The 20,820-nt window shown below is 70.2% G+C and carries 11 protein-coding genes and 1 pseudogene; 7 read left to right on the forward strand and 5 right to left on the reverse strand.

Features of this window, described 5'->3' with window-relative positions; all coding sequences use genetic code 11:
* Positions 1-86: 86 nt before the first annotated feature.
* The 4 genes from BMG523DRAFT_RS12050 to BMG523DRAFT_RS12065 all read right to left on the reverse strand — a co-directional run bounded on the left by BMG523DRAFT_RS12050 (position 87) and on the right by BMG523DRAFT_RS12065 (position 7,132).
* A complete protein-coding gene (locus tag BMG523DRAFT_RS12050) occupies positions 87-1,220 on the reverse strand; it encodes a hypothetical protein (protein ID WP_023839969.1) in 1,134 nt (377 codons plus the stop codon).
* A 16-nt stretch (positions 1,221-1,236) separates the two neighbouring features.
* Positions 1,237-3,117 (reverse strand): glycosyltransferase 87 family protein, encoded by a 1,881-nt coding sequence (locus BMG523DRAFT_RS12055; protein WP_308726836.1) that lies wholly within the window; start codon positions 3,115-3,117, stop codon positions 1,237-1,239.
* 56 nt (positions 3,118-3,173) lie between these two features.
* On the reverse strand, positions 3,174-6,371 hold the full coding sequence (locus BMG523DRAFT_RS12060) for a transglycosylase domain-containing protein (RefSeq protein WP_011438880.1): 3,198 nt from the start codon (positions 6,369-6,371) through the stop codon (positions 3,174-3,176).
* 353 nt (positions 6,372-6,724) lie between these two features.
* A complete protein-coding gene (locus BMG523DRAFT_RS12065; protein WP_011438881.1) occupies positions 6,725-7,132 on the reverse strand; it encodes a DUF5318 family protein in 408 nt (135 codons plus the stop codon).
* Positions 7,133-7,534: 402 nt separating this feature from the next.
* Here BMG523DRAFT_RS12065 and BMG523DRAFT_RS12070 point away from each other — a divergent pair.
* From BMG523DRAFT_RS12070 to BMG523DRAFT_RS12080, 3 genes and pseudogenes are all read left to right on the forward strand, one after another.
* A pseudogene (locus tag BMG523DRAFT_RS12070) lies at positions 7,535-8,125 on the forward strand (PadR family transcriptional regulator); the annotation flags it as partial.
* Positions 8,126-8,469: 344 nt separating this feature from the next.
* Positions 8,470-9,543 carry an inositol-3-phosphate synthase gene (locus BMG523DRAFT_RS12075; protein ID WP_011438883.1) on the forward strand — a complete coding sequence of 358 codons (1,074 nt, stop codon included), beginning with the start codon at positions 8,470-8,472 and terminating at the stop codon, positions 9,541-9,543.
* A gap of 160 nt (positions 9,544-9,703) precedes the next feature.
* A complete protein-coding gene (locus BMG523DRAFT_RS12080; protein WP_043591198.1) occupies positions 9,704-11,074 on the forward strand; it encodes an MFS transporter in 1,371 nt (456 codons plus the stop codon).
* Here the strand turns inward: BMG523DRAFT_RS12080 and BMG523DRAFT_RS12085 are convergent.
* Positions 11,055-12,563, reverse strand: a complete 1,509-nt coding sequence (locus tag BMG523DRAFT_RS12085; protein WP_011438885.1) for a CCA tRNA nucleotidyltransferase — start codon at positions 12,561-12,563, stop codon at positions 11,055-11,057. The genes BMG523DRAFT_RS12080 and BMG523DRAFT_RS12085 overlap by 20 nt on opposite strands.
* A gap of 185 nt (positions 12,564-12,748) precedes the next feature.
* Here BMG523DRAFT_RS12085 and BMG523DRAFT_RS25300 point away from each other — a divergent pair, with 185 nt between their 5' ends.
* The 4 genes from BMG523DRAFT_RS25300 (at position 12,749) to BMG523DRAFT_RS12100 (ending at position 20,797) form a co-directional block, all read left to right on the forward strand.
* Complete coding sequence (locus BMG523DRAFT_RS25300) at positions 12,749-12,898, forward strand: hypothetical protein (RefSeq protein WP_023839965.1); 150 nt, start codon at positions 12,749-12,751, stop codon at positions 12,896-12,898.
* Positions 12,899-12,985: 87 nt separating this feature from the next.
* Positions 12,986-15,658 (forward strand): DUF6049 family protein, encoded by a 2,673-nt coding sequence (locus tag BMG523DRAFT_RS12090; protein WP_043591211.1) that lies wholly within the window; start codon positions 12,986-12,988, stop codon positions 15,656-15,658.
* 887 nt (positions 15,659-16,545) lie between these two features.
* A complete protein-coding gene (gene murJ / locus BMG523DRAFT_RS12095; protein WP_236707267.1) occupies positions 16,546-18,336 on the forward strand; it encodes a murein biosynthesis integral membrane protein MurJ in 1,791 nt (596 codons plus the stop codon).
* Between the two features lie 403 nt (positions 18,337-18,739).
* A complete protein-coding gene (locus tag BMG523DRAFT_RS12100; RefSeq protein ID WP_043591212.1) occupies positions 18,740-20,797 on the forward strand; it encodes a protein kinase family protein in 2,058 nt (685 codons plus the stop codon).
* Positions 20,798-20,820 lie beyond the last annotated feature (23 nt).

The raw sequence follows: 20,820 nt of genomic DNA on the forward strand, positions 1-20,820 counted from the left end.
CGCCGAAGGCGAGGCGACGGAAACCCCGCACGGCCCCCGATGCCAGGGGCCCCCGCATTGCGCCGAAGGCGCCATGCGGGGAAAGGCTAGTCCACCCACTGTCCCTGCGTGAAGGCGACGACCAGGGCTGCCATGATCGGCGTACCGGTACATAGATATACCGACTGTACCCAGCTCTGCCGCGCGGCGGCTCGCGCGAGCATCAGATACAACGGAAAGGCCACTAAAATTCCACGGATTCCCGATGCATAATAATTCGTGCAGGCCATTATCACGGTCATCACGCCGAGGAAGGTCGCCTCACCCCACCGTCTCCCGGCCAGCAGGATGATGGTCAGCAGTACCCCGACGACCACCGCGAGCAGTTCCCCGCGCCAGAACCAGACGAAGGTCGACGCACCGTTGCCATCCGTGGCCGATGCCCAGGTGGCGGTCCAGCCCGACCAGGGCCAGTCGAGGCCTCGGTGCCAGCCGTCCCGCATCGCGTCCGTGTAGGAGCCCCAGCCCCCGGTGCGAATCCTGAGATAGCCCAGGTAGGCGAGGACGGGGATGGGTGGAAGCCCCAGCGACAACGCCGGCCGGGCGAACACCGGGAGGCCGGCGGAGCGCCGGCTCGCGACGTACTGCACGGCCAACGCGACCCCGAAGGGAATACCACTGATCCTGGCGGATGCCGCCCCGGCGCCCAGCAGGCCGGCCAACCACCAGCGGCTGCGACGTGCCGCCAGCCAGGACGCCGTCGCGAACCCCAGGAAGATGCCCTCCGAATAGGCGGCGAACAGGAACACCGCGTAGGGGAAGCAGATGAGGCTGAGGACGGCGAACCGCGCCGCGGACTTGCCGACCTCGTCCGCGGCCAACCGCCACAGCGCGGCGACCGCGACCGCACCGGCGAGGAACGACACGACCAGACCCGCGACAATCCAGTCCGGAACGACAATATGGACGATCCGCATCGCGATCGGGAGGCCGGGAAAGTCGACTTCTGTCCGGTCCGAGTAGGCGGGGGAGAGATAACCGTACCGGGCGACCTTCGTGAACAGGCCGACATCCCACCGGTCCCAGAGCGTGCGCAGGCCGGGAGCGTTTCGCGCCGGCGCCGAGGTAAGGACCCGCGCGGCGGCGAGCGCCAGCAGGGCGACCGCGACCCGGCTCCCGAACCAGATCGGCAGCGTGGCCCGGACCGGCTCCGGCAGCCGGGCCCAGGCCGCTCGGACCATCCCCGGCCCGATCGGATCATGCACCGCCGGACCCGGCCCCGTCGGCGCTGCCGGCGCCCGGGCCTCCGGCCGGCTCGCCGGTGGCCGCCGCCGTAACCCACGCCGGCCGGCCGCCGCGGACATCGGGGGCATGGTCCAGCACCCCGCCCGCAGGGTCGTCAACGGCGTCCGGATCGCCGACGGCAGCGGAGCCGACCGCGACACGCGGATCACCCGGGTACGCCATTCCGCCGGTCCGCACGATGTCGGTATGCGGATGCAGGATCTCCCGGACGACGAATCCGGCCAGGACGAGCAGCACCAGGTCGCGCAGGGCCACCGCGCCGACGAACCATCCCCGGTCGATGCCGTGACGACCCTGCGTGTCGTTGTAGATGAAGTGCATGAATCGGGTGAACAGCACCCACGCCTCGCAGACCTGCCACAGCAGGAACAGCCTCCATCGGGGCCGAGCCAGTGCCGCCAGCGGTAGCAGCCAGATCGTGTACTGGGGTGAGAAGACCTTGTTGGTCAGCAGGAAGGCGACGACGAGCAGGAACAGCACCTGCGGCAGACGGGGCCGGCGCGGTGCGAGCCAGGTGAGTAACCCGATGGCGACCACCGAGACCAGCAGGGCCGCCCCAGTGATGATGTTCAACGTGGAGATGGGCAGGCCGTTGTTCCGCAAGCCCTGCAGGATCATCGGGAGGGCGACGACGATCGTCACCCAGCCGGCCGCGGCCGCCGCGATGACCAGCCGGCGCGCATCGGGCCGATGATGGATCGCGGCCGCGGCCACCGCGACGAGGACGACGGCAGTGAGCGCGGAGACCACCAGGTGCAGTGCTCCGAACCAGGCCGGGTCGTAGCGGCCGGCAAGCCAGGTCGCGCCGAACGCCAGCGAGTCCCAGTCGGCGCCGCGGTCGGAGTTCAGATCGAAGAACCGGGCGATGGCGTTGCGGGCCCCGTCCGGACCACCACCGACCAGCCGGATCCAGTCACCACCTCGCCAGAAGGTCGACCAGATGCTGTCGCCGACGCGGGCGTTCTCCGCGTTGAAGTAGCCGGCGGTCAGCCATAGCGGGACGATGACCACCAGCACCGTCACCGCCGCCGCGCAGACGGTCCGGGCCAGTTCGCGCAGCCTCCCGGCCCGGAGGCAGAGAAAGGCCAACCCTAGCAGGAACAGGGCCGGATAGAGCTTCGTGAGGATGCCGAGTCCGATTAGCATCCCGGCGAGCTTCGGAGCCCGTCTGGACCAGGCAAGCAGGCCGCCCGCCGCGAACGCCACCGCGATGATGTCCCAGTTCGTCAGCAGATGCAGCACGAGGGTCGGCGCCAGCGCGAACAGAGCGGCGTCCCAGATCCGCCTCGATCCGGCCGCCAGCGCGGTGCAGCACACCGCGACCGAGGCCACGATCAGGAACAGCAGGGCGGTGAGGTCGTAGAAGACGGCCGACCGCATGTCCATCGTGTAATGGTCGAAGACGCGCTCGCCGTTCTCCTCCCGGTAGACCGCCCGCGGTCCGTTCGCGAGACCGGCCGGCCAGGCGACGAGCTGCATGGTGGCGCCGATCAACGGCGGATATTCCGTCGGGTAGTCCAGATAGGGGATCTTCCCGTCGACCAGCCCCTCCTGGCTGTACAACGCGACGATGTCGGAGTAGCACAACGCCGTGTACTGGTGCTCATGCGTCCAGTTCCGGGTGTCCCGGCAACTGATCTTCTGGGTGTAGCCGAGGACCCCGGCCACGATGACCATTGCCATCAGCACCCGCAGCGGGGTCAGCCAACCACGCCGGTCGGGCACGGCCGCGTGCTCACCCGGCGGCCCACCGATGAGCTGGCTTGCCCCCGCGACGACCGGGTCCTCCCGGGCCGGGCTGACGCGGACGGGGGACGCCGGGGACATGGCCATGCCCGTCATTCTCGCCCCATGACAGCCCATGACCAGCACTGAACTCGACCTCCCGGTCAGTTGAACGGGTCGGAGAAGATCCCCGTCTGTCGAGCCGGCCGGCCCGCCTGGCCGGCACCCTGCTGCTGACCACCGCCGTTGCCGTTGCCACTGGGGTTCAGGAGATCGCCCAGGTTGACGCCGGTATCGCCGGGCTGGCTCGATGAGGCGCTCGGCGCCGGGGTGGGTGTGGGAGTCGGCTCGGGCTCGTTATCCTGCACGAGGCCACCGAAGGCCGGCGGATCGAACTTCGACGGCGGCACCCCCGTCAGCGCGGCGTCCATGAACGCCTTCCACACCTTGGCCGGGTAGGTACCCCCGTAGACGCCCTTCTCGGCGCCGGGAATGCCCTTCAGCACATCCTGCTCGGTGCCCTTGCCCCGGAACATGTTCACGCAGGACGCGAGTTCCCTGGTGTACCCGCAGAACCAGGCCGACCGGAAGTTGGTCGACGTCCCGGTCTTGCCGGCGGCCTCCCGCCCGCCGTCCAGCCGGGCCCGCTTTCCGGTGCCACTCGAATCCGTCAACACGCTCTGCAGGGCGTACGTGGCGTCGCGGGCCACCGTGGCCGGGATGACCTGCTTCACATCCGGGGTACCCGAATAGATCACCTGCCCGTTGCCGTCGACCACCTTGTCCACGATGTGCGGTGTGGCCCGCACTCCGGCGCCGGCGAGGGTCGCGTAGACCGTGGTCATATCCACCGCGTGCACGTCGTCCTGGCCCAGCGTGATACCCGCTTCGTTGCGCAGCTGGGTACTGGCCGGGATGCCAAGGTCGCGCGCGGTCTTGATGATGTTCGAGACGCCGATGTTCTGCCCCAGCGGTACGTACACCGTGTTGATGGAGCCCGCCGTCGCCTCGATGAGGTTCTTGTATCCGAGATCGCCCGCCTCACCCTCGTCGTTGCTGACCACGTAATTCCCCGGCAGTGTGATCTTGGCGGGAGCGGCGAAGGTCGACTTGAGGTTGATGTTCTGACGCAACGCGGCGACCAGAGTGATCGTCTTGAAGGTGGAGGCGGACTGCACCTGCGCCCCTGACACGTTGTCGACGTACTGCTCGTGGCCCTGTGCGTCCTTGCCGTAGAGCGACCCGCCGTACCAGGCGAGGATCCTGCCGGTCCCGGGTTCTATCGCGGTGAGCCCGGTACGCAGATCCGGCACGGCGGCGTACGCCGGGCCCAGCACGTCGCTCACCGCCTGGAAGGCCTTGAACTGCCGCCCCTTGTCGATCGTGGTCGTGATGCGCAGTCCACCGCGGTTGATCTGATCCTCGGTGATCTTCCCGACGGTCGTAAGCTCACGTTTGACCTGATCGCGGATGTACGCGATCTGGTCGGACGAGGCGGCGGCGTCCTGCGCCTTCGCGGCCACGGGTGGGGGGCTCTGCTGGGCGAGCCCCGGCGGAGCCCAGCCCTCGGCGACCATCGTCGCGACCACGTCGTGCCAGCGGTTCGCCGCCGGACCCGGGTTCTTGGCCGGGTCGAGGTAGTTGGGTGATCGGATCAGGCCCGCGATGACCGCCCCCTGGGCGGGGGTGAGTTTGGCGGCCGAGGTGTTGAAGTAGGCTTTCGCCGCCGCTTCGATACCGTAGGCGCCCCGGCCGAAGTAGATCGTATTCAGGTAGAACTCCAGGATCTGTCCCTTGGAGTACTTCTGGCCCAGCTTCACCGCGAGCACGATCTCGCGCATCTTGCGGGTGAAGGTCCGCTCCTGCGACAGGTACGCGTTCTTGGCGTACTGCTGGGTGATGGTCGAACCACCCTGCAGCTCCCCGCCGGTGACGTTCACGTAGAGCGCCCGGGCAATGCCCTTGGGAGAGATACCGGGTTCGTGATAGAAGTTCTTGTCCTCGGCCGCGAGCACCGCGTGCTGCATGTCCACGGACACTTCGGCGAGCGGCACGTCGGTGCGGTTCACGGTGCCGATCCGGGCAAGCTCCTCACCGTTGTCCTGGTGCGAGCCGGCCGGCGGTCCGTAGAAGATGATCGACGTCTGGTCCGTCTTCACCTCGGCAGGCAGCGGGACCCGGGTCGCCGCGTAGATGACGCCGATGCCGGCGGCGAACAGGAGAAGACCGGAGAAGAAGCTGGCGAAGACCAGACGGCGCAGCCAGCGCGGGCGCCGTCGCCACCACATCGGGCCGTGTCGCCCCTGGCCCGGCCGGGGGGCCTTCCCGTTGCGGCGCCCGGGTCCTCCCGCCCCGCCCGGGACACCCATCTCCGCCCGGGAGGATCGGCCCGGGCCGGCCCGGCCTGGACCGGGCCGGCCTGGACCGGTCCGGCGGGGCTCGATCCGATCCGCGCCCGGTCGCCCACCCGCCATCCGGCGGGTAGCGGCCGATCCGTCTCCCTCCCGTGCCCGGCTCCGGACGGCCATCAGTTCGGTGGCGCGGGTGAGGTCGCGCCGACCGGCCACCCGCTGAGCGGGCGTCACCTCGGTCATGCGGTCGCGGTCCGACACACCGTTGCGGCGGCCATTCCGGGAGTCCCGCTCCGGCATCACCTTGTGGTAAACGGTGGCGTCCACGGTGCGTTCCCGGACATCGACCCGTCGTAGGGCTTCCTGGTCGACGGTGTCGTACAGGGTGTTGACCTCGCCGGCTGTCCGGTCTGCCGGTTGGTCCGGCCCACGATCGGGGACGCCGCGGTCAGAGGCGGTCCGATCGGAGAACCCACGGCCGGGAACCCGCCGGGTGGGGGTCGCCCGACCGGAGGGCGCGCCGCCGCCTCGGCGACGACCGGTCGCCTCGCCGACGGGCATGCCGGGACGAGCGCTGGACGGTTCACGGCCGGGCGCGTCGGACTTCCCGATGCCACGGTCCGGCACCCACCCCCCGACGGTGGCACCGGCACCCCGACCGGTCCCACCGTCCGGCGGCGTGTTCGTCCTCGCCGCGGCGGAGGGAGCCGCGGGTGGCACGAGAGCGGTGCGTTCCCCTCTCCCGCCGGTGGGCCGGCCCGTCGGCGGCACCAGCCGGCGTCCCTGGGCCTGGCCTGCCCGGGCCTGGCCTGCCCGGGCCTGGCCTGCCCGGGCCTGGCCTGGCTGGGCCTGGCCGGGCCTGGCCTGCTCCGGCCGCCGGGCGCGGTCCGGGGGTACCCGGTCCGGGGGTACCCGGTCCGCGGGTACCCGGGACTGGCCGTCCGGGTTAGGCCATGCTCGGTCAGGTGCAGGACCACCCCGACTAGAGCCCTGATCGTAGGGAGAGCTCACCAACCGCTCCATCCGTCGCCGCGGGACTCCCCGGTATCCGGACCGCCGCAGGAGACGGGCCGGCGCCCCCAACCATCACCGAAGGTCCGATTTCCACAGGATCTACAGAACCGGCCCGTCTCGGCCCGGACCGTGCACGATCCCGGCGACCACCGGTCCACCATCGGACCGGGGCCGACTACGTGATGTTCGCTCACTCGCCGCATTCACCCGGCGAGGCTGTGACGAGGTCAGCCCATGGCGGATGCGACGCCAGGACCTGCCATGAGACCCACATGGCAGACCAGGGTCTCACGCCGAATTCCGCCCCCTCGCGCAGGGCGTCCTTTGCGCCTCTCGGGGACGACCAGCCGTCAGCGGTCCGCGGTCCGCCGCCGGATCTGCTTCTTCGCCCTCGGCTCCCCCGTCCCGATCACATAAGAAGTGACCAGGTGGTTCCAGCCACAGGGCGGACACACCTCCACCACATAGATCCGCAGCTCGCTGTACCTCGACGCGAGCGCGGGGAGCTCCCTGGTGGTGCGAACCCGCCCGGAGCTCTCCCCGAGCTCGTCGCCGTAGGCGTAGGTGACATGGATGAGCGGATCGCCGCCTCGGCAGACCGGGCATCGCTTCGTGGTCCGCTCACCGTGGTACCTGGCCGCCCGCAGCAGATAAGGATGCGCGTCGCAGACATCCAACGACGAGATCCTGCCCGCGAAGAGATCCGCCAGCGTCGCCCGGCGGGCGAGCGCGTAGTCGATGACCGACCGCGGACGCATGCCAGCAACGGTACGCCGGAGCCGGCTTCCAGACAGACGGTCCGCACAGACGGTCCGCACAGCCGCCAAACCGGTCTCCCAGCTCCACATCCCGACTGTGATCCGGATGACAGTGTGAGCCCGCCCGCACCGGGATCTGGCCGCGCGGGACCGATGGTCCGGCAGGGGTCGGGATGCACCGGCAGGGCGCCTATCTGTCATCTCCCGGTCGCCGACTGGTCATTCCTGGTTGCGGTGCTCGTCCCGCGACGTCTATCCTCGATGTATCGCTCCGATATGTCGAGCTGACCGTTCCGCGGGCCGTGGTCCACCACGGCCCGCGGAACGGTCGGCAGGGCATCACGGGGCATCACGGGGCATCACGGGGCATCACGGGGCATCACGGTCGAGAAGGGGTGGATCATGCTGGAGCTGGCGGTCCTCGCCCTGCTCTCCGAGAGCCCTATGCACGGCTATGAACTGCGCAAACGGCTCGCGGCGCTCCTCGGCGCGTTCCACCGGTTCAGCTACGGCTCGCTCTATCCCTGTCTGCGTCGTCTCGCGTCCGCCGGCTACGTCACCGCGGACGACGTCGGCGCCGCGAGCCGTCTCGGCGGGCGCAGTCGGGTCGTCTACACCTTGACGGGCGAGGGCAAGGAGAAGCTCGCGGACCTGCTGGGCGAGGGCGGACCGTCGTCCTGGGAAGACGAGATGTTCGGCGTGCGCTTCGCCTTCTTCTCGAAGACGGACGCCGCTGTCCGCCTCCGCATCCTCGAAGGTCGCCGCGGGCGGCTCGAGGAGCGCCGGGAGAAGGTTCGATCGGCCCTGACCCGGACCGTCGAGCGTTTCGACTCCTACACACTCGAGTTGCAGCGCCACGGCCTGGAATCGGTCGAACGTGAGGTCCGCTGGCTGAACGAGCTGATCGAGACCGAACGCGCCGGCACCCCCGTCGGCACCCAGGGACCACAGTTGTCCACAGGATCCACAGGTTTGCCCACAACCCCGTCCACAGGATCCGTGCAGCCGGGGGTACCCGTCGTCGAACCAGCCCGCCCAAGCGGGCCGGGAAGCCCTCCGGCGCAGGCGGACCGCCAGGACGACCCGCGCGCACGGGATGGCGGCACGCCTGCCGACGGCGACGCGCACCTGAACGTGAACGTGAACAGGCGTGGCCGGAGCAGGCGGGCCCCGCGGACAGCCGGCCAGGACCCCGACGGCGAGGTCCCGACCACCCGATGAACGTCATCCCGTAGCGGGTCCCTGTTCCCGACCAGCATGATCGGGAATGCCGCGGCGGAGCTGCGTGCCCCATATGACCCACTTCCACGAAGATCTCAGCTAAGGAGCAGACCATCATGGGCTCGGTACGTGTCGCCATTGTCGGCGTAGGCAACTGCGCTGTCTCGCTGGTCCAGGGGATCGAGTACTACCGCGATGCCGACCCGTCAGCCCGGGTCCCCGGGCTGATGCACGTGCGGCTGGGCGAGTACCACGTCTCGGACCTGACATTCGTCGCCGCGTTCGACGTGGACGCGAAGAAAGTCGGCCGCGACCTCTCCGAGGCCATCGCCGCCAGCGAGAACAACACCATCAAGATCGCGGACGTCCCCCCACTCGGGGTCACCGTCGGCCGCGGCCACACCCTCGACGGCCTCGGCCGCTACTACCGGGAGACCATCGAGGAGTCGGACGAACCGCCGGTTGACGTCGTCGCAACCCTGCGGGAGACCCGTGCCGACGTACTCGTCTGCTACCTGCCGGTCGGCTCCGAGGACGCCGCGAAGTTCTACGCCCAGTGCGCCATCGACGCCGGCGTCGCCTTCATCAACTGCCTGCCGGTGTTCATTGCCGGGGTGCCCGAGTGGGCGGAGAAGTTCCGCGCGGCAGGCGTGCCGATCGTCGGCGACGACATCAAGTCACAGGTCGGCGCGACCATCACCCACCGGGTTCTGGCGAAGCTCTTCGAGGACCGCGGCGTGATCCTGGATCGGACCATGCAGCTCAACGTCGGCGGCAACATGGACTTCAAGAACATGTTGGAACGCGAGCGGCTGGAGTCCAAGAAGATCTCCAAGACGCAGGCCGTGACCTCCCAAGTCTCCCACGACCTCGGCAAGGACAACGTGCACATCGGGCCGTCGGACTACGTCGCCTGGCTGGACGACCGCAAGTGGGCCTATGTCCGCCTCGAGGGACGTGCCTTCGGCGACGTGCCGCTGAACCTCGAGTACAAGCTTGAGGTATGGGACTCCCCCAACAGCGCCGGGGTGGTCATCGACGCGGTGCGCTGCGCCAAGATCGCACTCGACCGGGGCATCGGCGGCCCGGTCCTCTCCGCCTCCTCCTACTTCATGAAGTCCCCGCCGGAGCAGTACCGCGACAACGAGGCCCGGGACCGGGTGGAGGCGTTCATCCGCGACGAGGGCTGATCGAGGGCTGATTCCTCGTCGTCCTCATCTTTCTCGTCGGGTCCTCCTCGTCGGATCGGCCGGCCAGCGGACCCGGTCGGAAACACAAGGTCCGGCCGCCCGGAGGGGGGCGGCCGGACCTTGTGCCCCGAGCCGACCAGTCTGGTCCTAGGCTGACGACGTGGCCCGGGCGGAGAACCTTCGTGAGCTGCTGCACGATCGTGGGTTCCGGATGCTCTACGCGTCCAGGCTCACCTCCCAGGCCGCCGACGGCGTCTTCCAGGCGAGCCTCGTCAGCTATGTGCTGTTCTCTCCCGAACGGGCGACCTCAGCGGCGGCCCTGGCCGCGTCGCTCGCGATCGTTGTGCTGCCGTTCAGCGTCATCGGACCCTTCGCCGGCATCGTGCTCGATCGCGTGTCCCGCCAGCGGGTTCTGGTGGTCTGCTCACTCGTCCGGATGCTGTTGATGGGCATCCTGGTCGCTCTGATCGCCACCGGCCAGACGGGCCTCGACTTCTACGCGGTGGCACTGGCTTCGGTGAGCATGAACCGCTTCGTGCTGGCGGCGCTGTCCGCCGGGCTCCCGGTCGTGGTCGGCCTCGACCGGCTTGTCACGGCGAACGCCTTGTCCGTCACCTCCGGCACCGTCGCGACGCTCGCCGGAGCCGGTGTCGGCAGCGGACTGCGCGGGCTGATCGGCGGCGAGGACGGGGCGGTGGCGTTCGTCGCCGCTCTGGCGGCTCTCACCTACCTTGTAGCCGCCGCCACCGCGGCGCGGGCGGGGCGGAGCGACTTCGGTCCGCTGGAGACGATGGCCTGGCAGGGCGCCTGGGCGCAGACCACCCAGGTCGTCGCCGACATGCTCGACGGCGCCCGCTATCTGGTGAACCACGGGCCGGCCCGGCGGGCGCTCGCCGCCCTCACCACCTCGCGGGCCGCCTACGGCCTGATCCTCGTGATGACGGTGTTGCTGTATCGCAACTACTTCACCGGCTCGGAAGGCGGGCTCGCGGGACTCGCCGCCGTCGTCGCCGCCAGTGGAGCCGGCACGATCAGCGCCGCGCTCGCGACTCCCCGCGTCACGCGGCGCATGCCGAAGTCGAGCTGGATCGCCCTCGTCCTGGTACTCGGCGGGGTCGTCGAGGTCGCGCTCGGGCTACCCTTCTCCTCGACGCTGTTCATCGTCGCGGGAGCGTTGCTCGGGTTTTCCGCACAGGCCAGCAAGATCTGCGTGGACACCATCGTGCAGGAGGAGACCGACGACGCCTACCGCGGTCGCGCCTTCTCGCTCTACGACCTGCTGTTCAATGTCGCCTTCGTGGCGGCCGCGGCGGTGGCCGCCGTGGTCCTGCCGGACGAGGGCCGGTCCGTTCCGGTGGTCCTGGTAGCCGGGGCCGGCTACGCGCTCGCCGGGATCCTGTACTACCGGGCCGCCCACCGCCATCCGGAAGACCGGATCATCCGTCACATCGGCGAGCCCGGATCGGCACGACCGGCTGACCGCCCTGGCCCGGACGGTCAGCCCAGGCCCGTCACCCCCGCCGAGGCGTGAGCTCACCGGGGACGGGCGCATCACCGGGGACGGGCACCTCGTGCTCCCGGGCCCACCGGAACAGTTCGGCCTCGGCGGCCTCCCGGCCGACGATCCCGTGCTCGAAGCGGAACTCCAGCATGTGCGACCGGGCCTGGCCCACCAACCGGGACGGTGGCAGCCCCAGCAGCACCATGATGTCGTCCCCGGAAAGCTCCGGCCGGATCGCGGCGATCTCCTCGCGCGCGGCGAGCTCGGCGATCCGCTCCTCGAGCGAGTCGTACGTCCGGGACAACGCCGCGGCCTTGCGCCGGTTGCGGGTCGTACAGTCCGAGCGGACCAGCTTGTGCAGCCGGGAGAGCTGAGGACCCGCGTCGTGCACGTAGCGGCGTACGGCGGCGTCGGTCCACTCGCCCGCCCCGTATCCGTGGAAGCGCAGGTGCAGGTAGACAAGCCGGCAGACCGCGTCAGTCACGTCCTTGGGGAAGTGCAGCGCCGCGAGCCGGCGGCGGGCCATGTCCCGGCCGACGACCTCATGGTGGTGGAAGGACACCCGCCCACCCGTCATGTGCCGGCGGGTCCGCGGCTTGCCGATGTCATGCAGCAGCGCGGCCCAGCGCAGCACCTCGTCCGGCTCCCCCGGCTCCTCCAGGGTCATCGCCTGACGCAGCACCGTCATGGTGTGGGCGTAGACGTCCTTGTGCTGGTGGTGCTCGTCGATCTCCATCCGCATGGCGGACACCTCGGGCAGCACGATGTCGGCGATCCCGACCTCGACCAACCGCTCCAGACCGGCGACCGGGTCGGGAGCCGACATGAGCTTGCGCAGTTCGTCGCGGATCCGCTCGGGGGAGACGACCGCGAGCCGATCGGCCCGCGAGCGCATCGCCGCGACCAGCTCGGGTACCGGGGTGAGGCCCAGGGCCGCCTCGAACCTGGCGGCCCGCAGGATGCGCAGCGGGTCGTCGTCGAACGACGCCTCGGGGCTTGCGGGGGTACGCAGCACGCCGCGGGCGAGATCTGCCATCCCGCCGAACAGGTCGACGAAGTCATGGCCGGGCACGGACACCGCCATCGCATTCACGGTGAAGTCCCGCCGGGACAGGTCCGCCTCCAGGCTGTCGCCGTAGGTCACGGCCGGATTGCGGGACTTCCGGTCGTACGCCTCGCTACGGTAGGTAGTGATCTCGAACCGGACACCGTGCCGAGCGAGCCCGACCGTGCCGAAGGCGATTCCGGCCTCCCAGGTCGCCTCCGCCCATCCTCGGGTGATCTCCAGAACCCGCTCGGGGCGGGCGTCCGTGGCAAAGTCGAGATCGGCCGGTACGGCCCCGGACACAGCGGATGCCGGCCTGCCGAGCAGGGCGTCCCGTACCGAACCACCGACGAGGTGAAGGAGGTAGCCGTTCGCGGTGAAGACGCGGCCAAGCTCATCGGCGGCCGGCGGCACCCTCAACAGCTCACTCACCACCCGTTCGGCCGAGTCTCGCGGATTGTCCAGACTGATCACTGACACACCTTCAGGTTACGGCCTCACCGCCGGTGATCCGGCACGTGGACCCGAAACAATGATCATGATTTCTCGGCGTCCAACCCTCGGCGTCCAACCGGGGAGGGCCTAGCGGAACCAAGCCGTAACCCCGGCGTTCCGGACAGGCGGGCCGGCTGGTCGCCGGGGGCTCGTACGATCAACCCATGCCGCCGCCGACCTCCACCACCGGTCGCGCGCCGTTGCGCCGGGCGGCGGAGTGGGTGCTGTTGACCCAGGTGACCGGCAGCCTCGCGTACGCCGATGAACGCCGCCTGATCCACGAGGTGCCCACCCTGCTGACTACGACCGCATGACCACACGACCGCATGACCACACGACCGCATCGACAGACTTCGGATGAGTGAGACAGGCTGTTCGGATGAGCGGGACAGGCTGTGACGATGCGTGAGAAGGGACCCGGGCGGCGCCGTCGTGGACCTCGTTGGGCGGCGATGCTCGCGGCGCTGGCCCTGTTCGCCGTGGCCGTGCCCGGGGTCTGCGCGGCCTCGGCTTCGGCTTCGGCCCCCGCGTCGGCCGGGGGAGTCCTCGTCGAACCGGTTACCCACCACGGTTCATCTACAAGAACACCACGATCTTCCGCATCTTCATCCACCGATAAATCGAATAATTTGCCATCTATCACTCCGGATAACACGGCAGCCAGGCCCGGTGGTTCGCCGAACCCGGTGACGATCGATCTGGATGAGGTAAGTCCCCCCACCCCGGGGGGCTCGACCATGCTCTCCGTCAGCGGCCAGCTCATCACCACGGTCGGGGAGCCGCTGGCCCACCTCTCCATGAGCCTGTGGATAGGCGCCAGGGTGACCTCACGCGGGCAGCTGGCCACCCTGACCGATGACCCGGCCACGGCGAGAACACGCAGCTACCGCCAGGTGGTCCTCGCGAACGGCGACGGCACCCAGCCGCTGGCCGCCCCGCCCACCCAGGGTGCCGCGCCCGTGCCCTTCCGGATCGCCACCGATCGCGCCGCGCTGGACCTGCCGCCGAGCCTGGGGGTGTACCCGATCCAGCTACGGATTACCGGCTCCGTCGGGGGCCGCGCCGTGGCACCGATCGGCGCGGCCTACACCTTCCTGGTCTGGGCGCCGAATCCGCAGCAGCCGAGGACGCCGATCGCAGCGGTCCTGCCGATCGCAGATCAGCCGCGCCTGCGCTCGGACGGCAGGCTGACCGACAACGCGCTCGCGGACGAGGTGAAGCCGGGCGGCCGGCTGTCCCGGCTGCTGACCGCCGCCGCGCCGCCGGTCACGCTCGCCGTCGATCCGACCCTGGTGCAGGCGCTGACCATCATGGCGCAGCCGGGCGGCTACGACTACGCCACCCCGGGCGGGCCCGTTCATGCGCAGGCGAACGCCGATGCGGCCCTTTTTCTCTCCGACATCGTGCGCTTCGCCGAGCACGGAGGCATGGTGTTCGCGCTGCCCTACGGGGATGCCGATCTGACCGCGCTCGTCCACGCCCGGAAGCTGGACACGATGAAGTACGCCGTCAAGACTGGCGAAGTTGTGCTGGCCCAACTGTTGGGGCGTGCCCCTCTACAGAAGGGCACCATCGCATACCCTGCCGACGGGTCGGCGGACGCCACCACCGTGGACGTACTGCGCCAGCTGGAGGTCGGGACCGTGATCCTCGATGACCAGCTGCTACCCCCCGCGACGAAGATCACCTATACTCCGTCAGCGACCGTCAGCCTCGCCACCTCGGCCGGACCGATCCAGGCGCTCGCGGCCGACCGCCGGCTCACCAGGATCGCAACCGCCTACACCGGGCTGCCCGACGGTCCCGACTTCGGGACGGCCCTGGCACGCCTGCGGGCCGAGCTCGGCATGATCACCGCCGAACGACCCGAGCAACGGTTCCAGGTCCTGGCGCTGCCCCGGGACTGGGATCCGCCGAGCGACTGGGCACGGTCGGTACTCGACACCCTCACCAGCGGCTACTCCACCTCGGTGGGACTCGACGCAGGTGCCGGGGGCCAGGGCCGGCCGGCCGACCGGCCGGGCCGGCTCGTCTACCCGGCCGAGGCACAGGCCCGCGAACTGCCGGCCAACTACCTCACCGCCGTCGAGGACGTCCTCGACGAGGTGCAGGCCCTGAGCCCCGTGCTGTGCCCACCCAGGCGCGGTCCCAGGTGCCAGCTGCAGCTCATCAACCCGATGAAGAACGCGCTTGTCACGGCGGCCTCCGCCGCGTGGCGGGGAGACCGCAGGGTTGACGGTGTGTCGTTGAGCCAGCAGGTGGACGGGGAGGCGTCCGCGATCCGCAACGGAATCCAGGTGGTGGCCTCCCGCAGCGTCAACCTGACGAGCAAACGTGGGCTGGTCCCGATCACCTTGGAGAACAACACCCAATACGAGGTCACTGTGGTGCTCGCCTTCTCTTCGACCAACCGGTCCCGGCTGCGCTCGCCAGCCCGGCAGACACTCCGCCTTCCCCCAGGGCAGAAGGCTCAGGTCGAGATCGGGATGGAGGCCGAAGGCGCGGGAACGTTTCCCCTCGAGATCCGCAAACTCAACCTCGACGGGCAGGCGCTGTCCAAGGAACCACCGAACCGGGTTCTCGTCCGATCCACCGTCTACGGCGCCATCGCGACCGCGATCACCATCGGTGCCATCGGCGTGCTGCTCCTGGCGGTCATCATCCGCCTGGCGCGACGGCTACGGGCCCGCCTGCGTGGGGCCGAGGACGACCTGGGTAGACCGGCGGGTCCGCACGAGGCTATGACCGGGCCGACTGCCCCGCTCTACCCGGTGAACCAGGTGAACCAGGTGAACCAGGTCGATCCGGTCGCCCCCGCCGGTCCGCTCACCCCCGCCGGTCCGCTCACCCCCGCCGGTCCGCTCACCCCCGCCGCCTCGGTCTCGACCCGGCATAGTGGCGACGACGAGCGCGAAGCCGCCACCTCGACTACGACGACGCCGGTGGTACGGACGGCCGTCCGGCGCTATGACGACCAGGACCGAGACACCCTTCGCCACGGCCTCGACAGCCAGGAGGACACCGGCGACTCGGCGGCCACAGCTCCCTTCCGACGGCGACGGAGCGGCCCATGACGCCGGTCGAGGAGGAGGGCCGGCCTGGGGCCCGGCATCGCAGGGGTGCTACCGACCCCCGGCGTGATCGCGGTACCGGCGGTGGACCGTCGGACCGGGACCCACCCGATGTCGGGTACTGCGACGAGGACGGCTACCCGGCGGCCGAACGCCCGGCCCGGTTCCCCCCGGACCAGTCGTATCCCGGTTATCCCTGGCAGACCCGTCCGGAGCAGCCAGATCCGGACCGGGGACTCGCGCGCCGGCCCCGGCACTCCGAACGGGACCATCCGGAACGGGACCATCCTGTCGACCCGGACGGACGCCGTGGCGCGCCACGGTTCGACGCGCCACGGTTCGACGCGCCACGGTTCGACGCGCCACGCCATGAAGACCGGCGGCAGGGCGACCCACGGTACGACGGCGCGCGCTATGACGGCCCGCGCCACCCGGACCCGCGCCATGACGGCCCGCGCCACCCGGACCCGCGCCATGACGATCCCGCGAGCTCCCGCGACGAGCGGTATCCGCGATCCGCAGACCGCCTCCCCGCTCCCGGCGCTCCGCGCATGACCGCCGGCGAGCAGACCCGGAAGCTTCCCGCCACGTCGGGCCCACCACCGCCGCCTCCCCATGTGCCGCCTCCGTCGGAAGGAGGTCCCCCGCCGGGGCCACGCATACCGGAACGATCGCAACGCGGCACCCCGCCGCTGGACGACGGGCGGACGAGCCGGCTGCCGACCCCGCCCGGGGTCGGCCCTGTCATCCCCATCGGACGATCCTCATGGCGGGACACCCCAGACCGCCCAGAGCCTGCGGCGCGTCCGGAGCGACGCACCCGAGCCGACCGTTCCCGTCGGGACGGCGACGAGCGCCGTCGGCCGTCCTTGAGCGAGTCCAGGCCGACGGTGGCACTTCCTCGCAGCAACGTCCGCCGCATCCCCCCCGAACCGGCCCGACGAGACACCGGCACGGCGCCGCACGGCAGCACAACGGCGCGGCGCGACAGCACAACGGCGCGGCGCGGCAGCGCAACCATGCAGGCCGGCAGCCCGGCCGAGGCCGGGCCCGGCCTCGGCCGGGCCAGTGGAACCATGGCGATCGGCACGATCGTCTCCCGGGCATCCGGGTTCCTGCGGACCGTCGCGATCGCCGCGGCGATCGGGACCGGTGCGGTGAGCCAGGCCTACAACGTCGCCAACACCACGCCGAACATCCTCTACGACCTGCTCCTCGGCGGCGTCCTCACGAGCGTCGTGGTGCCGGTCATGGTCCGCACCGCGAAGGAGGATCCCGACGGGGGGGACGCGTTCGCGTCGTCGCTGCTCACACTCATGATCCTCGGCCTCGGGGCCGTCGTGGCAGTGGGCATGCTGATCGCCCCGTGGATCATCAGTCTCTACCTGCACGCCGGCTCCGACGAGCGGGCGCTCGCCGCCACGATGCTGCGGTGGTTCCTGCCGCAGATCGTCTTCTACGGGGTAGGCGCGACGATCGGGGCGATCCTCAACGTCAGACAGTCGTTCACCGCGCCCATGTTCGCCCCGATCCTGAACAACCTGCTGGTCATCGTCACCTGTCTGGGCTTCACCTATTTCATCGCGGGGCCGCGCCCGCCGGGTGTGGACGGGCCGAAGGCCATCACCGACACTCAGGTGACGGTGCTCTGCGCCGGGACGACGCTGGGCGTCGTCGTCATGACCCTCGCACTGCTCCCCTCGCTGCGCAAGGTCGGTTTCCACTACCGGCCGCGGTTGGACATGCGGCATCCCGAACTGCGCTCGACGGCCCGGCTGGCGGGGTGGACGCTGCTGTTCGTCGTGATCAGCCAGGCCGGCTATCTGGTGATCGTCAACCTGTCGACGGCGACGACCGCCTACACGATCTACACGTACGGATACCAGATCTTCCAGCTCCCGTACGCCATCATCGGCGTCTCGGTCATCACCGCGCTGTTGCCGAGGATGAGCGGGCACGCCGCCCAGGGGCGCAGCGACCTGGTGCGGGCCGACATCTCGATGGCAACCCGGATCACGATCACCGCGATCGTGCCCGCCGCCCTGTTCATCCTCGCCCTGGGCCGGCCGATCGCCGTCGCCGTGTTCCATCACGGCGCGACCGGCTACGGCGACGCTGTGGACATCGGCGACACCCTCAGCGCCTTCGCCCTGGCCCTCGTGCCGTTCTCTCTGTTCCAGGTGCAGCTACGGGTGTTCTACGCCTACCAGGACAGTCGCACCCCGGCCCTGGTCAACATCGGGGTCGTGGCGGTGAACGTCATCGGTGCCCTGGTCCTCACCGTGGTCGTGCCCGAGGAGCACCGGGCCGTCGCGCTGGCGCTCTCCTTCGCCACCGCCTACCTGATGGGCCTCGCTGCGACGAGCGCCCTGTTGCACCGGCGGCTCGGGGGAATCGATGGCAATCGCACCGTGCGGGTCATCACCCGGGTTGCGATCTCGGCCGGGATCGGCGCCGTCCTCGCGTCGCTTCTCGCCCGAGGTGTCCGCGCGGTCGTGGGTGAGGGGTGGCTTGGTTCCGGGATCGCGGTGGTGCTCGCCGCGGCCGTGGGAGGCGGGCTCTTCCTCGCGGTCGGCACCCGGACGGGGATACACGAGATCAACGCCCTGCTGGCGGAGGTGAACGGACGACTCGGCGGCCGGCTGCCCCGACCGCCGGGACGGTCATCGCAACGCGACTGACCGGCGGTGATGGCACCTACGGGCCAGCCGAGACGATCCCGCCGGCACCAGGAAGATCCTCGTCGTCGTTGCTCTCGGGGCATCCTCGCACGTCACCGGAAGAATCGGCTCGCCGATCGTCACAGTCGGTACACATGGGCGGGTTGTCCCAAGACATTCGCGAGATCCTCCTGACCTCCTCGTACACTGGACACGCTGTGCGCGGGCCCCACCCAACGTCGCCGGTGAACCAGGCGCAGCCTCCCGCTCGTCGCTTCGTTCATCGAGGCGGCTGGTCAGAGCGACGGAGGGTACCCGGGTGTCCGCCTACGGTGGCGGCACGCTGGGCGGAACCCCTGCCCGGGTGAGGTAGGGAAGCCGACGGCGGATTATGGACGCCGGGCCCGTGGACGACGGAGGCGCTGTGGTCGACGGAAGCAACCGACCGCAGGCCGGGGACGTCGATAACGACGTGAACCCGAACGCGCCCGGAGTCCGGGGTGCGACGCCGCCCTCCGGCACCGCCATCCTCGCCGAGTCCGTGCTCGACCGCCGCTACCGTCTACTCTCCGCATTGACGACCCGTGGGCCCGTCACCCTCTGGCGAGGCGACGACAAGGTGCTCGCCCGACCGGTGGCGGTGCGCATCGTCGAGCACGGCCCCGCGTCCGCGGGCGGCGGCGGGCCGGTCACGGATCCGGCGCAGGAGCAGGCGGCCCGTCGGCTTCTCACCGCGGCGATCAACTCCGGTCGGCTGGTGCATCCCGGGGCCGCCTCGACCTACGACGCCACCACTACCACGGCCGAGTCCCGACGCATCTCCTACGTCGTCTCGGAATGGGTGGACGGCAAAACGCTGCGTCAGCTTTCCACCGACGGGCCGCTACGCCCGGAGCAGGCCGGCGCCGTGGTGCTCGCAGCGGCCCGAGTCATCGCCGCGGCACACGAGCGCGGCATCCATCACGGTGACCTGAACCCCGGTGACGTCATCGTCTCCAGCCACGGCACCGTCAAGGTCATCGACCTGGAGATCGGCGGGGTGCTCGCGGAACTCGACGGTTCCCTCCCCGCGACGGAGCTCGACGGGCACGGCAGGCAGCCCGACCAGAGTGGGATCGGCGGGGACGACGGTTCCGGCCCAGGCACGGCCGACCGCGCGGGCGGCGGCTCCGACGCCACGGCGGTGAATCCCGACCTGATCGCCGCGGCCGACGTCCGGGCGCTCGGTGGCCTGCTGTATGCCGGGCTCACCGGTTACTGGCCCCTTGGCGGGGACCACGGTCTGCCCACCGCACCCACCTCGGGCGGCCGGCTGCGGACTCCCCGACAGGTCGCCTCGTCAGTTCCGCGTGATCTCGACGCCATCACCATGGCCACCCTCGGCGACGACCGGGTCGGAGCGCCCATCACCACGGCGGCCGACCTGGTCGAGGAGCTGGAGTCGATCAACCCGGTGGACGCCGTGCTCGACACCGGGTTGATGAGCCTAAGCGACGCCCCGCCCAGCACCGAGGCGATGGATGTGGACGCCTTCGCCTCCTCGGACTACCTCGCGCCGGGGAATTACCCGGCGCAGGGCCGCTATGCCGACACGGCCGGCTACCCCGGCCCCGCCCAGGCCCGGGACGCCCGGTACGCCCGGTACGACACCCGGGTGGAAGGCCCCCGCGGGTCGCGCGCTGGCGGGACCGGCTACGGCCGCGGCGGATACGACGGCCGCGGCGGATACGACGACCGCGGCGGATACGACGACCGCGGCGGATACGACGACCGCGGCGGATACAACGACCGCGGCTATCCCGCCGGGGGTGGCGGTTACCCGGCGGGATCCGACCGCTACCCGCCTGGTTCCGGCCCGAAGCGCCGCGGCGGGCCGTCGCTGGGACGGGCCGTGCCGTGGATCGCTCTGGTGGTGGTCGTCGCGATCGCGGTGGTCGCCGTGATCGCCCTGCGTGACGACGGCGGAAAGAACAACACCCCCAAACCCGGCACCTCGACCACGGTGCCGGCAACCCCCACCGGAACCATCCTCAAGCCGAGCAGCACGGACTCCTTCGACCCGCTCGCACCTGCGGGTGAACCCAAAACCGAGAAACCGGCGGATGTCGGCAAGGCATTCGACGGGAACACGTCGACGGAGTGGACGACGAGCAACTACACCAGCGCGACGTTCGGCAACCTCAAGTCGGGTGTCGGGCTGCGCATGGCGTTTCCGCAGAAGATCCTGCCCACCTCGGTCACCGTGACGGTCGGCAGCCTGGGTCCGGTGTCGTTCGAGCTGCGCAGCGGCGACAGGCTGTCGGATTCGCTCGACGGCTTCGACCGCGTGGTCGCCCAGAAGTCAGGCGCCAGCGGCACGGTGGTCCTGCCGATGTCGTCGGACGTGAACCCCTCGCAGTACTGGGTGCTGTGGCTGACCTCGCTGCCGTCGAACGCCGGGCAGTACCGCGGGTCGATCGCGGAGATCACGTTCCGGTCCTGACGGGAGGACAGTAGGAGTCGCGG

The organism is Frankia sp. BMG5.23, from assembly GCF_000685765.2.
Taxonomy (GTDB): Bacteria; Actinomycetota; Actinomycetes; order Frankiales; family Frankiaceae; genus Frankia; species Frankia casuarinae.

Excerpts from the sequence above, each read along its gene's own strand:
- BMG523DRAFT_RS12050 (WP_023839969.1), bottom strand. The coding sequence starts at position 1,220 with ATGGTCCGAGCGGCCTGGGCCCGGCTGCCGGAGCCGGTCCGGGCCACG.
- BMG523DRAFT_RS12055 (WP_308726836.1), bottom strand. The coding sequence starts at position 3,117 with ATGGCCATGTCCCCGGCGTCCCCCGTCCGCGTCAGCCCGGCCCGGGAG.
- BMG523DRAFT_RS12065 (WP_011438881.1), bottom strand. The coding sequence starts at position 7,132 with ATGCGTCCGCGGTCGGTCATCGACTACGCGCTCGCCCGCCGGGCGACG.
- BMG523DRAFT_RS12075 (WP_011438883.1), top strand. The coding sequence starts at position 8,470 with ATGGGCTCGGTACGTGTCGCCATTGTCGGCGTAGGCAACTGCGCTGTC.
- BMG523DRAFT_RS25300 (WP_023839965.1), top strand. The coding sequence starts at position 12,749 with ATGCCGCCGCCGACCTCCACCACCGGTCGCGCGCCGTTGCGCCGGGCG.
- BMG523DRAFT_RS12090 (WP_043591211.1), top strand. The coding sequence starts at position 12,986 with ATGCGTGAGAAGGGACCCGGGCGGCGCCGTCGTGGACCTCGTTGGGCG.